The 17296-nt window shown below is 70.5% G+C and carries 16 protein-coding genes; 14 read left to right on the top strand and 2 right to left on the bottom strand.

Features of this window, described 5'->3' with window-relative positions:
- The first annotated feature begins 49 nt into the window (after window positions 1-49).
- The 12 genes from ACH4RG_RS29755 (at window position 50) to ACH4RG_RS29700 (ending at window position 12646) form a co-directional block, all read left to right on the top strand.
- Window positions 50-598 (top strand): hypothetical protein, encoded by a 549-nt coding sequence (locus ACH4RG_RS29755; protein ID WP_007457915.1) that lies wholly within the window; start codon window positions 50-52, stop codon window positions 596-598.
- Between the two features lie 133 nt (window positions 599-731).
- The gene (gene pdxS / locus ACH4RG_RS29750) at window positions 732-1652 is read left to right on the top strand and encodes a pyridoxal 5'-phosphate synthase lyase subunit PdxS (RefSeq protein ID WP_018960500.1); all 921 of its coding nucleotides are present in this window, start codon (window positions 732-734) and stop codon (window positions 1650-1652) included.
- 6 nt (window positions 1653-1658) lie between these two features.
- Window positions 1659-2252, top strand: a complete 594-nt coding sequence (gene pdxT, locus ACH4RG_RS29745) for a pyridoxal 5'-phosphate synthase glutaminase subunit PdxT (RefSeq protein ID WP_397922951.1) — start codon at window positions 1659-1661, stop codon at window positions 2250-2252.
- Between the two features lie 61 nt (window positions 2253-2313).
- Window positions 2314-3066 carry a YebC/PmpR family DNA-binding transcriptional regulator gene (locus tag ACH4RG_RS29740; RefSeq protein ID WP_032794021.1) on the top strand — a complete coding sequence of 251 codons (753 nt, stop codon included), beginning with the start codon at window positions 2314-2316 and terminating at the stop codon, window positions 3064-3066.
- A 162-nt stretch (window positions 3067-3228) separates the two neighbouring features.
- Window positions 3229-3888 (top strand): crossover junction endodeoxyribonuclease RuvC, encoded by a 660-nt coding sequence (gene ruvC / locus ACH4RG_RS29735; protein WP_398540509.1) that lies wholly within the window; start codon window positions 3229-3231, stop codon window positions 3886-3888.
- Entirely contained in the window at window positions 3885-4511 is a 627-nt protein-coding gene (ruvA, locus tag ACH4RG_RS29730) for a Holliday junction branch migration protein RuvA (RefSeq protein WP_397922957.1), read from the top strand. The genes ruvC and ruvA overlap by 4 nt, the downstream gene beginning before the upstream one ends.
- Before the next feature lie 29 nt (window positions 4512-4540).
- Complete coding sequence (ruvB, locus tag ACH4RG_RS29725) at window positions 4541-5629, top strand: Holliday junction branch migration DNA helicase RuvB (RefSeq protein ID WP_397922959.1); 1089 nt, start codon at window positions 4541-4543, stop codon at window positions 5627-5629.
- Window positions 5630-5795: 166 nt separating this feature from the next.
- The gene (gene yajC, locus ACH4RG_RS29720) at window positions 5796-6284 is read left to right on the top strand and encodes a preprotein translocase subunit YajC (RefSeq protein WP_398540508.1); all 489 of its coding nucleotides are present in this window, start codon (window positions 5796-5798) and stop codon (window positions 6282-6284) included.
- Between the two features lie 150 nt (window positions 6285-6434).
- A complete protein-coding gene (gene secD, locus ACH4RG_RS29715) occupies window positions 6435-8207 on the top strand; it encodes a protein translocase subunit SecD (protein ID WP_397931899.1) in 1773 nt (590 codons plus the stop codon).
- A gap of 1 nt (window position 8208) precedes the next feature.
- Window positions 8209-9297: a protein translocase subunit SecF gene (gene secF, locus ACH4RG_RS29710; protein WP_397922965.1), complete on the top strand. Its 1089-nt coding sequence runs from the start codon at window positions 8209-8211 to the stop codon at window positions 9295-9297.
- 3 nt (window positions 9298-9300) lie between these two features.
- Window positions 9301-9852, top strand: a complete 552-nt coding sequence (locus ACH4RG_RS29705; RefSeq protein WP_397922967.1) for an adenine phosphoribosyltransferase — start codon at window positions 9301-9303, stop codon at window positions 9850-9852.
- A gap of 217 nt (window positions 9853-10069) precedes the next feature.
- Window positions 10070-12646, top strand: a complete 2577-nt coding sequence (locus ACH4RG_RS29700; RefSeq protein ID WP_397931972.1) for a RelA/SpoT family protein — start codon at window positions 10070-10072, stop codon at window positions 12644-12646.
- A 63-nt stretch (window positions 12647-12709) separates the two neighbouring features.
- Here ACH4RG_RS29700 and ACH4RG_RS29695 read toward each other — a convergent pair whose 3' ends face one another.
- Window positions 12710-13939, bottom strand: coding sequence for a DUF349 domain-containing protein (locus ACH4RG_RS29695; protein WP_397922971.1), 1230 nt, complete (start codon window positions 13937-13939; stop codon window positions 12710-12712).
- A gap of 226 nt (window positions 13940-14165) precedes the next feature.
- Window positions 14166-14957, bottom strand: coding sequence for a peptidylprolyl isomerase (locus ACH4RG_RS29690; protein WP_397922973.1), 792 nt, complete (start codon window positions 14955-14957; stop codon window positions 14166-14168).
- A gap of 149 nt (window positions 14958-15106) precedes the next feature.
- Here ACH4RG_RS29690 and ACH4RG_RS29685 point away from each other — a divergent pair, with 149 nt between their 5' ends.
- Entirely contained in the window at window positions 15107-15796 is a 690-nt protein-coding gene (locus ACH4RG_RS29685; RefSeq protein ID WP_397922975.1) for an MBL fold metallo-hydrolase, read from the top strand.
- Window positions 15797-15811: 15 nt separating this feature from the next.
- The gene (gene hisS / locus ACH4RG_RS29680; RefSeq protein WP_397922977.1) at window positions 15812-17074 is read left to right on the top strand and encodes a histidine--tRNA ligase; all 1263 of its coding nucleotides are present in this window, start codon (window positions 15812-15814) and stop codon (window positions 17072-17074) included.
- Window positions 17075-17296 lie beyond the last annotated feature (222 nt).

Raw genomic sequence — 17296 nt, 5'->3', positions numbered from 1 at the left:
GGGGCTCCTGTTGAAGCGGGGGCCCCCGGCGACGGTAGCGTGTGGGCCCGTGACCGTAACCCTCATCGTCTGGATCGTCGTCGCCCTCATCGCGGTCGGCGTGTACCTCAGCTGGACCGCCGGCCGGCTCGACCGGCTGCACTCCCGGATCGACGCCGCCCGCGCCGCCCTCGACGCCCAACTGCTGCGCCGCGCCTCGGTCACCCAGGAGCTGGCCACCTCGGGCGTCCTGGACCCGGCCGCCTCGATCGTCCTGTACGAGGCGGCGCACGCCGCCCGGCAGGCGGAGGAGGACCACCGCGAGGTCGCCGAGAGCGAACTGAGCACGGCCCTGCGCGCCGTCTTCGGCGAACCCGCCCAGGTCGACGCGGTGAAGGAGATCCCCGGCGGCGAGGAGGCGGCCACCGAACTGGCCGCCGCCGTACGCCGCGTCCCCATGGCCCGGCGCTTCCACAACGACTCCGTGCGCGCCGCCCGCGCGCTGCGCCGGCACCGTACCGTCCGGCTCTTCCGGCTGGCCGGGCACGCGCCGTTCCCGCTCGCCTTCGAGATGGACGACGCCCCGCCGGTGGCTCTCGCGGACCGGCCCGGCACCTGACAGCCTCCGCGACGGAGGTCGGTTCAGGGCCAGAACGATCCACGGCCTGACCATTGGCCCTTGCTGTGGACTGGTCCCGGGGCGTTTGCTCGGCGTTGCCGTCTCCAGCGTCTTTTTCACCGAGTGAGGTCCCGTGTCCACGCTTCCCAGCACCCCGCAGTCCGCCGAGTACCCCGCCACCGGCACCGCCCGCGTCAAGCGCGGCATGGCCGAGCAGCTCAAGGGCGGCGTGATCATGGACGTCGTCGACGCCGAACAGGCGAAGATCGCCGAGGACGCGGGCGCCGTCGCCGTCATGGCCCTGGAGCGGGTCCCGGCCGACATCCGCAAGGACGGCGGCGTGGCCCGGATGTCCGACCCCAACATGATCGAGGAGATCATCGGGGCCGTCTCCATCCCCGTCATGGCCAAGTCCCGGATCGGCCACTTCGTCGAGGCCCAGGTGCTCCAGTCCCTCGGCGTCGACTACATCGACGAGTCCGAGGTCCTCACCCCGGCCGACGAGGTCAACCACAGCGACAAGTTCGCCTTCACCACCCCCTTCGTCTGCGGCGCCACCAACCTGGGCGAGGCCCTGCGCCGCATCGCCGAGGGCGCGGCCATGATCCGCTCGAAGGGCGAGGCCGGCACCGGCAACGTCGTCGAGGCCGTCCGCCACCTGCGCCAGATCAAGAACGAGATCGCCCGGCTGCGCGGCTTCGACAACAACGAGCTGTACGCCGCGGCCAAGGACCTCCGCGCCCCCTACGAGCTGGTCAAGGAGGTCGCGGAGCTCGGCAAGCTGCCCGTCGTGCTGTTCTCCGCCGGTGGCGTCGCCACCCCGGCCGACGCCGCGCTGATGCGCCAGCTCGGTGCCGAGGGCGTCTTCGTCGGCTCCGGCATCTTCAAGTCCGGCGACCCGGCCAAGCGCGCCGCCGCCATCGTGAAGGCCACCACCTTCTACGACGACCCGAAGGTCATCGCGGACGCCTCCCGCAACCTGGGCGAGGCCATGGTCGGCATCAACTGCGACACGCTGCCCGAGTCCGAGCGCTACGCCAACCGCGGCTGGTAACCACTGATGAGCGACACCCCCCTGATCGGCGTGCTGGCTCTCCAGGGCGACGTACGGGAGCACCTGATCGCCCTGGCCTCGGCGGACGCCCTGGCCAGGCCGGTCCGGCGCCCCGAGGAGCTCGCCGAGGTCGACGGCCTGGTCATACCGGGCGGTGAGTCCACCACCATGTCCAAACTGGCCGTGCTCTTCGGCATGATGGAGCCGCTCCGCGAGCGGGTCCGGGCCGGGATGCCCGTCTACGGCACCTGCGCCGGAATGATCCTGCTGGCCGACAAGATCCTCGACCCGCGCTCGGGCCAGGAGACCGTCGGCGGCATCGACATGATCGTGCGGCGCAACGCCTTCGGCCGGCAGAACGAGTCGTTCGAGGCCGCGGTCGAGGTCGGCGGTGTCGAAGGCGGCCCGGTGGACGGTGTGTTCATCCGCGCGCCGTGGGTCGAGTCCGTCGGGGCCGAGACCGAGGTCATCGCCGAACACGGCGGGCATATCGTGGCCGTCCGGCAGGAAAACGCCCTCGCCACCTCGTTCCATCCCGAACTGACCGGCGACCATCGCGTACACGCTCTGTTCGTGGACATGGTGCGCGCGGTGAACTGAGCGGACCCCGGTAGGATCTCTCGGGTTCGACTCGATTTTGGTGACGCGAAGGAGAAGGCAGATGTCCGGCCACTCTAAATGGGCTACGACGAAGCACAAGAAGGCCGTGATTGACGCCAAGCGCGGCAAGCTCTTCGCGAAGCTGATCAAGAACATCGAGGTCGCGGCGCGCTCCGGCGGCGTGGACCCCGACGGCAACCCCACGCTCGTCGACGCCATCCAGAAGGCGAAGAAGAGCTCCGTCCCGAACAAGAACATCGACTCCGCGGTCAAGCGTGGTGGCGGTCTCGAAGCGGGCGGCGCCGACTACGAGACGATCATGTACGAAGGCTACGGCCCCAACGGTGTCGCGGTGCTCATCGAGTGCCTCACCGACAACCGCAACCGTGCCGCGTCCGACGTACGTGTCGCGATGACCCGGAACGGCGGCTCCATGGCCGACCCGGGCTCCGTCTCGTACCTGTTCAACCGCAAGGGCGTCGTGATCGTGCCCAAGGGCGAGCTGACCGAGGACGACGTCCTCGGCGCGGTCCTCGACGCGGGCGCCGAGGAGGTCAACGACCTCGGCGAGACCTTCGAGGTGGTCAGCGAGGCCACCGACATGGTCGCGGTGCGCACCGCGCTCCAGGAGGCGGGCATCGACTACGACTCCGCCGAGGCCAACTTCCTCCCGACCATGCAGGTCGAGCTGGAGGAAGAGGGCGCCCGCAAGATCTTCAAGCTCATCGACGCGCTGGAGGACAGCGACGACGTGCAGAACGTCTTCGCCAACTTCGACGTGTCCGACGAGGTCATGGAGAAGGTCGACGCCTGACGGCGCGGCCGACAGGTCTCACACGACGGGCCGACGGGGCACTCCCCGTCGGCCCGTCGTCCGTGGTTGCGACGGATTGTCAGTGCGAGCCGATAGCCTGCGGGAACAGATGATCGAGCGGGCGCGGCGCGCGTCGGCGACGGGCTGAGGACAGGGGGCTCCATGCGGGTGCTGGGCATCGACCCGGGGCTGACCCGGTGCGGCGTCGGCGTGGTCGAAGGAGTCGCGGGAAGACCCCTGACCATGATCGGCGTCGGCGTCGTGCGCACCTCCTCCGACGCGGAGCTCGGCGACCGGCTCGTCGCCGTCGAGCGCGGTATCGAACAGTGGCTCGACGAACACTCCCCGGGCTTCGTCGCGGTCGAGCGCGTCTTCGCCCAGCACAACGTCCGCACCGTGATGGGCACCGCCCAGGCCAGCGCGGTCGCCATGCTCTGCGCCGCCCGCCGCGGCATCCCCGTCGCCCTGCACACCCCCAGCGAGGTCAAGGCGGCGGTCACCGGATCGGGCCGCGCCGACAAGGACCAGGTCGGCGCCATGGTGACCCGGCTGCTGCGGTTGGACACACCGCCCAAGCCCGCCGACGCCGCCGACGCCCTGGCCCTGGCCATCTGCCACATCTGGCGCGCCCCCGCGCAGAACCGGCTCCAGCGGGCCGTCGCCGCCCACCGCACCTCCGGCGCGTCCCGCACATCCGGCGCGTCCCGCACATCCGGGGCGGCCGGCGCTCCGGGCGCCTCCCGTACGCCCGGGGTCTCCCGTACACCCGGCCCGCCCGGGCCCCCCGGCACGTCCCGCACGCTGAAAGGCCGCACCGCATGATCGCCTTCGTCTCCGGCCCGGTGGCCGCCCTCGCCCCGACCACGGCCGTCATCGAGGTCGGCGGCATCGGCATGGCGGTCCAGTGCACCCCGCACACCCTCGCCGACCTGCGCGTCGGCAAGGAGGCCAAGCTCGCCACCTCGCTGGTCGTCCGCGAGGACTCGCTCACGCTGTACGGCTTCGCGGACGACGACGAGCGGCAGGTGTTCGAGCTCCTCCAGACCGCCAGCGGCGTCGGCCCCCGCCTCGCCCAGGCGATGCTCGCCACCCACAGCCCCGACGCCCTGCGCCTCGCGGTCTCCACCGGCGACGAGAAGGCGCTGACCGCCGTCTCCGGCATCGGCAAGAAGGGTGCGCAGAAGCTGCTCCTGGAGCTCAAGGACCGGCTCGGCGAACCGGTAGGCGCGCACATCGGCCAGCAGGGCATCGGCACCCCCGTCACCTCCGGCTGGCGCGACCAGCTCCAGGCCGCCCTCATCGGCCTCGGTTACGCGAGCCGCGAGGCCGACGAGGCCGTCAACGCCGTCGCCCCGCAGGCGGAGGCCGCCGTCGCCGAAGGCACGCCACCCCCCGTGCCGCAGTTGCTGCGGGCCGCCCTGCAGACTCTCAACCGCGCACGCTGACCGGCACCGAACCACCGAAGAGGCCCTTGATGAACTGGGACGAGACCGGACCCGAGACCGACGAGGCCACCGGCCCGGTCTTCGACGACCGGCTGGTCGACGCCGGCCATCTCGACGGCGAGGACACCGCGGTCGAGGCGGCGCTGCGCCCCAAGGACCTGGAGGAGTTCGTCGGCCAGGAGAAGGTCCGCGAGCAGCTCGACCTGGTCCTCAAGGCCGCTCTCGCCCGCGGGGCCACCGCCGACCACGTGCTGCTCTCCGGTGCCCCCGGCCTCGGCAAGACCACTCTTTCGATGATCATCGCGGCGGAGATGAACGCCCCGATCAGAATCACCTCGGGCCCCGCCATCCAGCACGCCGGCGACCTCGCGGCGATCCTCTCCTCCCTCCAGGAGGGCGAGGTCCTCTTCCTCGACGAGATCCACCGCATGTCCCGGCCCGCCGAGGAGATGCTCTACATGGCGATGGAGGACTTCCGGGTCGACGTCATCGTCGGCAAGGGCCCCGGCGCCACCGCCATCCCGCTCGAACTGCCCCCCTTCACCCTGGTCGGGGCCACCACCAGGGCCGGACTGCTGCCGCCCCCGCTGCGCGACCGCTTCGGCTTCACCGGGCACATGGAGTTCTACGCCCCCGCCGAGCTGGAGCGCGTCATCCACCGCTCCGCCCGCCTCCTCGACGTCGGCATCGACGTGGAGGGCGCCGCCGAGATCGCCGGACGCTCCCGGGGCACCCCCCGTATCGCCAACCGTCTGCTGCGCCGCGTCCGCGACTACGCCCAGGTCAAGGCGGAGGGCACGATCGACCGGGAGATCGCGATGGCGGCCCTCAAGGTGTACGAGGTTGACGCCCGTGGACTCGATCGGCTGGACCGTGCCGTCCTCGGCGCCCTGCTGAAGCTCTTCGGCGGCGGCCCGGTGGGGCTGTCCACGCTGGCGGTCGCGGTGGGGGAGGAGCGGGAGACCGTCGAGGAGGTCGCCGAGCCCTTCCTCGTACGGGAAGGACTGCTGGCCAGGACTCCGCGCGGCCGCGTCGCCACCCCGGCGGCCTGGGCGCATCTGGGACTGGTCCCGCCGCAGCACGGAGCAAAGGGACAACAGGGCCTGTTCGGGGCGTGAAGCGTCACAGGTTCGCGTGCACAGGAACCCCGGTGCCATGCTGGGCGTTGTTCCATCGATGCGGACTCGCTTAGACTCCGCCGATGCCGCCCTTACCGGTCGGTGTACCCACCCCCGTATATACAGGCCGCATTCCAGCGCGGTCGTGCGAAGGAATTCCCGTCCCGTGGATATCTTGACTCTCCTCCCCTTCATCGTGCTCATCGGGGCCATGTTCCTGATGACCCGCTCCGCCAAGAAGAAGCAGGCGGCGGCCGCGCAGATGCGCAACGACATGCAGCCCGGCACCGGCGTCCGGACGATCGGGGGCATGTACGCCACCGTCAAGGAAGTCCACGACGACACCGTTATCCTCGAGGTCGCTCCCGGCGTGCACGCCATCTACGCGAAGAACTCCATCGGCGCCGTCCTGGACGACGCGGAGTACAACCGCATCGTGCACGGTGACGACCCGGAGCTGGACGCGGACGGCACCGTCGTTCCCGACGACGCCTCCTCGCTGACCGGCGAGTCCGACTCCGCCGAGGTCGCCAAGATCGACCTGGCCAAGGACGACGCGGGTGACGACGACGCGGTCAGGGACGCCGAGGAAGTCAAGGACGTCAAGGACGCCAAGGACGAGAGCAAGACCGACGGCGACGCCGACTCCAAGTAGTTCTCACGATCCCGGGGACGTCGCGCGCCCACCGGCGCGCGGCGTCCCCGGGACCGTGCGGTCGTCTGCGGGGGCAGGGTCCCCACTACACTTCGTGGCCGCTCGGGCGCGTACCCGGCGCGGGGCGGTTGGACAGGGAGAAACGAGAAGGTGGCAGCACCCAAGAAGGGCCGAGGGCCGTCCGGCGGTCAAGGCAGGCCGGGGCGGGCCCTGGCTCTGATCCTCATCGCCATGGTCGCGCTCACCGGCGGGTTGTTCCTGTCCGGGCACACCACGCCCCGGCTGGGCATCGACCTGGCCGGCGGGACGTCGATCACGCTGGAGGCACAGAACCAGCCCGGCAAGCCGAACGCGATCAACCCGACCAACATGAACACCGCGGTCGGGATCATCGAGCGGCGTGTCAACGGTCTGGGCGTCTCCGAGGCCGAGGTCCAGACCCAGGGCTCGAAGAACATCATCGTCAACATCCCCAAGGGGACGAACTCCAAGCAGGCCCAGGAGCAGGTCGGCACCACCGCCCAGCTCTACTTCCGGCCTGTTCTGACGGTGCAGGCCAGCGGCCCCGCAGAGCCCACGCCCTCCGGTTCCGCGACTTCCTCGGGCAGCGCCACCCCGAAGCCCGGTGAGTCCGCCGAAGGGGCGGACAAGCCCAAGGACGAGGAGGCCACCGGTTCGGAGGCCACCCCCTCGGCGAGCGCCACCACCCAGGGCCGCGCGGTCACCGGCGCCCTGACGAAGGACGACCCGACCCCCGGCGCCTCCGACAAGCCGAAGCCGTCCGACTCCCCCGAGGCCTCGCCTCCCGCGGACCCGGCCACGGCCAAGCTCCAGGAGGAGTTCGCCAAGCTCGACTGCGCCGACCCCAAGCAGCGGACCGACGCGGGCAAGAACGCCAAGCCCACCGACACGATCGTCGCCTGCGGCTCGAACGTCCCGGGCAGCTACGAGAAGTACATCCTCGGCCCGGCCGAGGTCTCCGGCAGCGACGTCGACGACGCCAAGGGCGCCATCGAGCAGCAGACCGGCGAGTGGATCGTGTCGATGGAGTTCACCTCCGCCGGCGCCAAGAAGTTCCAGAAGATCACCAGCCGGCTCTCGCAGCAGCAGCCGCCGATGAACCAGTTCGCGATCGTCCTCGACGGCGAGGTCGTCTCCGCTCCCTCGGTGCGCACGGCGCTCAGCAAGAACGCCCAGATCTCCGGCAGCTTCGACCAGCAGTCGGCCGAGGACCTCGGCAACATCCTCTCCTACGGCGCACTGCCGCTGACCTTCGAGGAAGTCAGCGTCACCACGGTGACCGCCGCGCTCGGCAGCGAGCAGCTCAAGGGCGGACTGATCGCCGGCGCCATCGGTCTGGCACTGGTCGTCGTCTACCTGGTCGTCTACTACCGGGGGCTCGCGTTCATCGCGCTCCTGAGCCTCCTGGTCTCCGGCGCACTGACATACACGATCATGGCTCTGCTGGGCCCGGCCATCGGCTTCGCGCTGAACCTGCCGGCGGTCTGCGGGGCCATCGTCGCCATCGGCATCACAGCGGACTCGTTCATCGTCTACTTCGAACGCGTCAGAGACGAGATCCGCGAGGGGCGCACGCTCCGTCCCGCCATCGAGCGCGCCTGGCCGCGCGCCCGGCGCACCATCCTGGTCTCCGACTTCGTGTCGTTCCTGGCCGCCGCGGTGCTCTTCATCGTCACCGTCGGCAAGGTGCAGGGCTTCGCCTTCACGCTCGGCCTCACCACGCTCCTCGACGTCGTCGTGGTCTTCTTCTTCACGAAGCCCCTCATGACGCTCATGGGCCGGACGAAGTTCTTCTCCAGGGGCGGCCCGTGGTCCGGGCTGGACCCGAAGCGGCTCGGCGCCCAGCCGCCGCTGCGCCGCTCGCGCCGTGTCAACGCCCCCACCGAACCGAAGGAGGCGTGAGATGTCGCGACTCGGCAATCTCGGCGCCCGGCTCTACCGCGGCGAGGTCGGCTACGACTTCATCCGTAACCGCAAGATCTGGTACGGCATCTCGATCCTGATCACCATCACGGCCATCATCGGCGTGGCGGTCGGCGGTCTGCGCATGGGCATCGAGTTCAAGGGCGGCGCGGTCTTCACGACCGACACCAAGGCCCAGATCTCGACCGCCCAGGCCACGGACGTGGCGACCGAGGCCTCCGGCCACATGGCGATCGTGCAGGAGCTCGGCAACGGTGGTCTGCGCATCCAGATCACCGAGGTCGACACCGCCAAGGCCAACGAGATCAAGGAGACGCTCTCCGACGAGCTCGGCATCCCCGCCAACGACATCAACGCGGACCTGGTCGGCCCCAGCTGGGGCGAGCAGATCGCCAACAAGGCGTGGACCGGCCTCGGGGTCTTCATGATCCTGGTGGTGATCTATCTGGCCATCGCCTTCGAGTGGCGGATGGCCGTCGCCGCTCTCATCGCGCTGATCCACGACATCACCATCACGGTCGGCGTCTACGCCCTCGTCGGCTTCGAGGTCACCCCGGGCACGGTGATCGGTCTGCTGACCATTCTCGGTTACTCCCTGTACGACACGGTGGTGGTCTTCGACAGCCTCAAGGAGGGCCAGAAGGACATCACCAAGCAGACCCGCTTCACGTACAGCGAGATCGCCAACCGGTCCATCAACAGCACCCTGGTCCGCTCCATCAACACCACCGTGGTGGCGCTCCTGCCGGTGGCCGGTCTGCTGTTCATCGGCGGCGGCGTCTTCGGCGCGGGCATGCTGAACGACATCTCGCTGTCGCTGTTCGTCGGTCTCGCCGCCGGTGCCTACTCCTCGATCTTCATCGCCACGCCGCTCGTCGCCGACCTCAAGGAACGCGAGCCGCAGATGAAGGCGCTGAAGAAGCGGATCCTCGCCAAGCGGGCCGCCGCGGCCGCCAAGGGCGAGTCCCCCGACGACGACGGCCCCGAGGACCTGCGCGACGACACCGAGACGGCGGGCACGACGATCGGCCGCCCCCGGTCGCACGGCCGTACCCCCGGGAAGCGCTGAGCGATGACGAGCACCACCGAATCCACCAGAGAACTGCTGCTCAGCCGGATCCGCGATGTCGCGGACTATCCGAAGCCGGGCGTGATGTTCAAGGACATCACCCCGCTGCTCGCGGACCCGGTGGCCTTCACGGCGCTCACCGACGCCCTCGCGGAGCTGTGCGTACGGCACGGCGCCACGAAGATCGTCGGCCTGGAGGCGCGCGGCTTCATCCTGGCCGCGCCCGTCGCGGTCCGGGCGGGCATCGGATTCATCCCGGTCCGCAAGGCCGGCAAGCTCCCCGGTGCCACGCTGAGCCAGTCCTACGAGCTGGAGTACGGCAGCGCGGAGATCGAGATCCACGCCGAGGACCTCGACGCGGAGGACCGCGTCATGATCATCGACGACGTCCTGGCCACCGGCGGTACCGCCGAGGCCTCGCTGGAGCTCATTCGCCGGGCCGGCGCCCAGGTCGCGGGCGTCGCGGTCCTCATGGAGCTCGGCTTCCTCGCGGGCCGGGCCCGTCTGGAACGGGGCCTCGCAGGCGCACCGCTGGAGGCTCTGATCACGGTCTGAACCGCCGGTCCACATTCCGCGACGGACACCGAGCACGAGGGATGGGCACCCGGGAACACCGGGTGCCCATCCCTCGTTGTGCGGGCTCCCACCGTCCCCGGGCGAGGTCCCGCCGGAGGATCGATACCATGGGCTCTCCGGGTACCCCGGATCCGCACGAGGAGCGCTCTTGCCAGACGAGGCCCAGTCAGCCGCCGCCCCGCAGCCCGACAAGCCCGTGGCGGCCCCCGCCACGCCGGAAAAGGCCGCGCCCTCGAACGCGCCGGAGCCCGCGCCCGCCGCCGACGCCGCGCGCCCCCCGGCCGCCGCGAAGCCCGCCGGGCCGGGCGCTCCCCCCGCGAAGCCCGCAGGCCCCGAGACGCCGCCGAAACCGGCCGGAACGACCGGGCCCGCGCAGCCGCCGGCCAGGAAGCCGGCCCCTGAGGCGCCCAAGCCCCCGGCCCCCGGGCCTCCCGCGAGGACCGGGGCCACCGCCGGGTCCGCCTCCCGCACCGGTGGCTCCTCCAACCGGGTGCGGGCCCGCCTCGCCCGACTGGGCGTCCAGCGCTCCAGCCCGTACAACCCGGTCCTGGAACCCCTGCTGCGTACGGTCCGGGGCAACGACCCCAAGATCGAGTCGGCCACGCTCCGCCAGATCGAGAAGGCCTACCAGGTCGCCGAGCGCTGGCACCGCGGGCAGAAGCGCAAGAGCGGCGACCCCTACATCACCCACCCGCTGGCCGTCACCACGATCCTCGCCGAGCTGGGCATGGACCCGGCGACGCTGATGGCGGGCCTCCTGCACGACACCGTCGAGGACACCGAGTACGGCCTGGACACCCTGCGCCGCGACTTCGGGGACCAGGTCGCCCTCCTCGTCGACGGCGTCACCAAGCTGGACAAGGTCAAGTTCGGCGAGGCCGCGCAGGCCGAGACCGTACGCAAGATGGTCGTCGCCATGGCCAAGGACCCCCGGGTCCTGGTCATCAAGCTCGCCGACCGGCTGCACAACATGCGCACCATGCGCTACCTCAAGCGGGAGAAGCAGGAGAAGAAGGCCCGCGAGACGCTGGAGATCTACGCCCCGCTGGCCCACCGGCTCGGCATGAACACCATCAAGTGGGAGCTGGAGGACCTCGCCTTCGCGATCCTCTACCCCAAGATGTACGACGAGATCGTCCGGCTCGTCGCCGAGCGGGCCCCCAAGCGCGACGAATACCTCGCCATAGTGACCGACGAGGTCCAGGCCGACCTGCGCGCCGCCCGCATCAAGGCCACCGTCACCGGCCGCCCCAAGCACTACTACAGCGTCTACCAGAAGATGATCGTGCGAGGCCGCGACTTCGCCGAGATCTACGACCTGGTGGGCATCCGCGTCCTCGTCGACACCGTCCGCGACTGCTACGCGGCGCTCGGCACCGTCCACGCCCGGTGGAACCCGGTGCCCGGGCGGTTCAAGGACTACATCGCGATGCCCAAGTTCAACATGTACCAGTCACTGCACACCACGGTGATCGGCCCCAGTGGCAAGCCCGTCGAGCTCCAGATCCGCACCTTCGACATGCACCGCCGCGCCGAGTACGGCATCGCCGCCCACTGGAAGTACAAGCAGGAGCCCTCCGCCGGCGCCTCCAAGGTGCGTACCGACGTACCCCGGAGCACCGGGCGCGGGCAGGACACCGTCAATGACATGGCGTGGCTGCGCCAGCTCCTGGACTGGCAGAAGGAGACCGAGGACCCCAGCGAGTTCCTGGAGTCCCTGCGCTTCGACCTCTCGCGCAACGAGGTGTTCGTCTTCACGCCGAAGGGCGACGTGATAGCGCTGCCCGCGGGCGCGACCCCCGTCGACTTCGCGTACGCCGTCCACACCGAGGTCGGCCACCGGACCATAGGGGCACGCGTCAACGGGCGGCTCGTCCCGCTCGAATCGACGCTCGACAACGGCGACCTGGTCGAGGTCTTCACCTCGAAGGCGGCCGGCGCCGGACCCTCCCGGGACTGGCTCGGCTTCGTCAAGTCGCCGCGCGCCCGCAACAAGATCCGCGCCTGGTTCTCCAAGGAACGCCGCGACGAGGCCATCGAGCAGGGCAAGGACTCCATCGCGCGCGCCATGCGCAAGCAGAACCTGCCGATCCAGCGCATCCTGACCGGCGACTCCCTGGTCACCCTCGCCCACGAGATGCGCTACCCCGACATCTCCTCGCTGTACGCGGCGATCGGCGAGGGCCACGTCGCGGCGGCGGGCGTCGTGCAGAAGCTGGTGCAGGCGCTCGGCGGCCACGACGAGGCCAACGAGGACCTGGCCGAGTCCACCCCGCCCTCGCACGGCGGTCGCGGCAAACGCCGCGGCAACGCCGATCCCGGGGTCGTCGTCAAGGGCGTCGAGGACGTCTGGGTCAAGCTGGCCCGCTGCTGTACGCCCGTCCCCGGCGACCCGATCATCGGCTTCGTCACCCGGGGCAGCGGCGTCTCCGTGCACCGCGCCGACTGCGTCAACGTGGAGTCGCTCTCCCAGCAGCCCGAACGGATCCTGGAGGTCGAGTGGGCCCCCACCCAGTCCTCCGTCTTCCTGGTCGCCATCCAGGTCGAGGCGCTGGACCGCTCCCGGCTGCTCTCGGACGTCACGCGGATCCTCTCCGACCAGCACGTCAACATCCTGTCGGCGGCCGTCCAGACCTCCCGTGACCGAGTGGCCACCTCGCGCTTCACCTTCGAGATGGGCGACCCCAAGCACCTGGGCCACGTCCTGAAGGCCGTGCGCGGCGTGGAGGGCGTCTACGACGTCTACCGGGTCACCTCGGCCCGCAGGCCCTGAGCACCGGCAACGGAAAGGCCCCGGTACGCGCGACGCGCACCGGGGCCTTCTCACAGCGGCCTCTCAGCCGCCGAACTCCTCCAGGCCCTTGAGCGCCTGGTCCAGCAGCGCCTGGCGGCCCTCCAGCTCCTTGGCCAGCTTGTCCGCACGGGCGTTGTTGCCCTGGGCGCGCGCGGTGTCGATCTGGCCGCGCAGCTTGTCCACGGCTGCCTGGAGCTGACCCGTCAGACCCGCGGCGCGGGCCCGCGCCTCCGGGTTCGTCCGGCGCCACTCCGACTCCTCGGACTCCTGGAGCGCCCGCTCCACCGCCTGCATCCGGCCCTCGACCTTCGGGCGGGCGTCACGCGGTACGTGGCCGATGGCCTCCCAGCGCTCGTTGATGGACCGGAACGCGGCCCGGGCCGCCTTGAGGTCCTTCACCGGCACCAGCTTCTCGGCCTCCGCGGCGAGCTCCTCCTTCAGCTTGAGGTTCTCGCCCTGCTCGGCGTCCCGCTCCGCGAAGACCTCGCCGCGGGCGGCGAAGAAGACGTCCTGGGCACCGCGGAAACGGTTCCACAGGTCGTCCTCGGACTCGCGCTGGGCGCGGCCCGCCGCCTTCCACTCGGTCATCAGGTCGCGGTAGCGCGCGGCCGTGGTCACCCAGTCCGTGGAGCCGGACAGCGCCTCGGCCTCGGTGACCAGCTTCTCCTTGGCCTTGCGGGCGTCCTCGCGCTGGGCGTCCAGCGCGGCGAAGTGGGCCTTGCGCCGCTTGGAGAACGCCGAGCGGGCGTGCGAGAAGCGGTGCCACAGCTCGTCGTCCGACTTGCGGTCGAGGCGGGGGAGACCCTTCCAGGTGTCCACCAGCGCCCGCAGCCGCTCGCCGGCCGAGCGCCACTGCTCACTCTGCGCCAGCTCCTCCGCCTCGGCGACCAGTGCCTGCTTGGCCTGCTTGGCCTCGTCGGTCTGCTTCGCCTTGAGGACCTTGCGCTCCTCGCGCCGCGCCTCGACCGTCGCGACAAGGGCGTCCAGCCGCTTGCTCAGCGCGTCGAGGTCGCCCACCGCGTGGTGCTCGTCGACCTGCTGCCGCAGGTGGTCGATGGCCGTCGTCGCGTCCTTCGCCGACAGATCGGTGGTCTTCACCCGCCGTTCGAGGAGGCCGATCTCGACCACAATGCCGTCGTACTTGCGCTCGAAATAGGCCAGAGCCTCCTCGGGCGAACCGGCCTGCCACGATCCGACGACCTGCTCGCCCTCGGCTGTACGCACGTACACGGTGCCCGTCTCATCGACGCGGCCCCACGGGTCGCTGCTCACAGCGCCTCCTCCACCTGATGCCTGCGAGGGGGTTCGCCCCCCGGGCATCGTCCACAGTTTCCTGGGGCGGGCATCGCCCGCCCTGCACAACGCCAATCTAGGCGACCGGCCACCCGGCTGTCCGCACTCAGCACGGCTGAAATTCTCCGCTCCGGCCACCGGCAGCGCTCCGCCCGCCGGTGGCCGCCCGGCCGGTCGCCGTACCGTCGGGTCCCGTCCCGACGGTTCAGCCCTTCTCGACCGAAGCCTTCTCGACCGTCACGGCCTTCTTCGGGGCGCCGTCGCCCGCACCGCCCTCGACACCGGCCTCGCCGACCTTCTGGACGGCCTTCAGCGAGGCGTCGTCCATCGTGCCGAACGGGGTGTAGGTGGGCGGGAGCTTCGTCTCCTTGTAGACCAGGAAGTACTGGCTGCCACCGGAGTTCGGCTGACCGGTATTGGCCATCGCCACCGTGCCCGGCGGATAGACGACCGTGCCGTCGGCGCCCGCCTTGCCGAGCGCGTCCAGGTTCTCGTCCGGGATGTTGTAGCCGGGACCGCCCGTGCCGTCGCCCTTGGGGTCGCCGCACTGGAGCACGAAGATGCCCTGGGTGGTCAGCCGGTGGCACTTGGTGTCGTCGAAGTAGCCCTTGTCGGCCAGCGCCTTGAAGGAGTTCACCGTCTCCGGAGTCTTCGCCGCGTCCATCGAGAACGCTATGTCGCCCTGGCTCGTCCTGAGCGACATCGTGTACTTCGCCTTCTTGTCGATCTTCATCGGCGGTGTGGGAGCCTTGCTCTCGCTCTCCGAAGGATCCGGAGCGGGGCTCTGGCTCGACGCCGCGTCGCTCTTCTTGTCCTTGTCGTCGTCCTTGCCCGCCACGACGAAGGCGCTCACACTCACGACGGCGACCACGGCCACCGAGGCCGCGACGATCGCGGTGATACGCCTCGTCCTGCTGCGGGCCTCCTCCCGGCGCTTCTGCTGGCGCTCGAACTTTTCCCGGGCGAGCTGCCGCCGCCGCTGTTCGCTGCTGGACACCGGTTGGGCTCCTTGTTACGTCGTGGGGTGAGGGCCTGAGTTGCCCGTACCGTATATGGGTTACCTGTGTCATGAGGAGCGCCGGTAGGCTCTGATCTGCCGCATCCTTCGCCGTTGCCGCATCCTCCGGACGAACATTAAGGACGATCGTGCTCATTGCCGGGTTCCCCGCCGGGGCCTGGGGGACCAATTGCTATCTGGTCGCCCCCGCCGCCGGTGAGGAGTGCGTGATCATCGACCCGGGCCACCAGGCCGCCCAGGGCGTCGAGGAAACGTTGAAGAAGCATCGGCTCAAGCCCGTCGCCGTCGTCCTCACCCACGGCCATATCGACCACGTCGCCTCGGTCGTCCCCGTCTGCGGCGCCCATGACGTCCCCGCCTGGATCCATCCCGAGGACCGCTACATGATGAGCGACCCGGAGAAGGCGCTCGGCCGCTCGATCGGGATGCCGCTCATGGGCGAGCTGACCGTGGGGGAGCCGGACGACGTCAAGGAGCTGACCGACGGCTCGAAGCTGACCCTGGCCGGTCTGGAGTTCGGCGTCTCGCACGCGCCCGGCCATACCAAGGGGTCGGTGACGTTCGGGATGCCCGAGACCGCGGACGTTCCGCCGGTCTTCTTCTCGGGCGACCTGCTCTTCGCCGGCTCCGTCGGACGCACCGACCTGCCCGGCGGCGACCACGCCGAGCTGCTCGAGTCGCTGGCCCGTGTGTGCCTGCCGCTCGACGACTCGACCGTGGTGCTGTCCGGCCACGGCCCCCAGACGACCATCGGCCGCGAGCGCGCCTCCAACCCGTTCCTGAACGGTCTGGACGCGGCGCCGCGCCGAGGAATGTAGACGAGAGACGCAATCGTGAGCACCTTTCAGGCCCCCAAGGGCACGTACGACCTGACCCCGCCCCGTTCCGCGACGTTCCTCGCCGTGCGCGAGGCCATCGCGGCCCCGCTGCGGGACTCGGGTTACGGCTACATCGAGACGCCCGGCTTCGAGAACGTCGAGCTCTTCGCCCGCGGTGTCGGTGAGTCCACCGACATCGTCACCAAGGAGATGTACACCCTCACCACCAAGGGCGGCTCCCAGCTGGCCCTGCGCCCCGAGGGCACCGCGTCCGTGCTCCGCGCCGCCCTGGAGGCCAACCTCCACAAGGCGGGCAACCTCCCCGTCAAGCTCTGGTACTCCGGCTCGTACTACCGCTACGAGCGCCCGCAGGCGGGCCGTTACCGCCACTTCTCGCAGGTCGGCGCCGAGGCCATCGGCACCGAGGACCCGGTCCTGGACGCCGAGCTGATCATCCTCGCCGACCAGGCGTACCGCTCGCTGGGACTGCGCCGGTTCCGGATCCTGCTGAACTCGCTGGGCGACAAGGAGTGCCGCCCGGTCTACCGCGAGGCGCTCCAGACCTTCCTGCGGGACCTGGACCTCGACGAGGAGACCCGCCGCCGCATCGAGATCAACCCGCTGCGCGTCCTGGACGACAAGCGGACCGACGTACAGAAGCAGCTCACCGACGCCCCGAAGCTCCGCGACTACCTCTGCGACACGTGCAAGGCGTACCACGAGGAGGTCCGGGCGCTCCTCACGACCGCCGGGGTGGCCTTCGAGGACGACGAGAAGCTGGTGCGCGGCCTCGACTACTACACCCGGACGACCTTCGAGTTCGTCCACGACGGTCTCGGCGCCCAGTCCGCGGTGGGCGGCGGCGGCCGCTACGACGGACTGTCCGAGATGATCGGCGGCCCCGAGCTGCCGTCCGTCGGCTGGGCGCTCGGCGTGGACCGCACGGTACTCGCGCTGGAGGCCGAGGGCATCGAGCTCGACCTGCCCCGCACCACCAGCGTCTACGCGGTCCCGCTCGGCGAGGAGGCACGCCGGGTGCTGTTCGGCGTCGTCACCGAACTGCGCCGCGCGGGGATCGCCGCCGACTTCGCGTTCGGCGGCCGCGGCCTGAAGGGCGCGATGAAGAGCGCCAACCGCTCGGGCGCGCGCTACACCCTGGTCGCGGGCGAGCGCGATCTCGCCGAGGGCGTCGTCCAGCTCAAGGACATGGAGTCCGGCGAGCAGGGCCCGGTGGAGCTGGCCGAGGTCGCGGCGGAGCTGACGAAGCGCCTCGGCTGACCGAGCCGTGAGGGGGCGCGGGCGGAAGGACATGAGCTCCCGCCGCCCGCGCCTTTCCCGTCCGCCGTCAACCCGGCGGGACGGGCTTCATCCTGGTCGGTGACCCCGACTTGGAGCCGCCCGCGCGGTCGGCGTCGCCGGACCGGCGCAGGGGACTCGTACATCTCCCGTCGTCCCGGCCCCGCCACCCCGGGGGCCCGCCCCGAAGAGTGTTCGCGGGCG

The organism is Streptomyces sp. NPDC021019, assembly GCF_044333295.1.
Taxonomy (GTDB): Bacteria; Actinomycetota; Actinomycetes; order Streptomycetales; family Streptomycetaceae; genus Streptomyces.
Note: the sequence above shows the minus strand (reverse complement) of the source record. Positions and strands in the feature narration are given on the sequence as shown.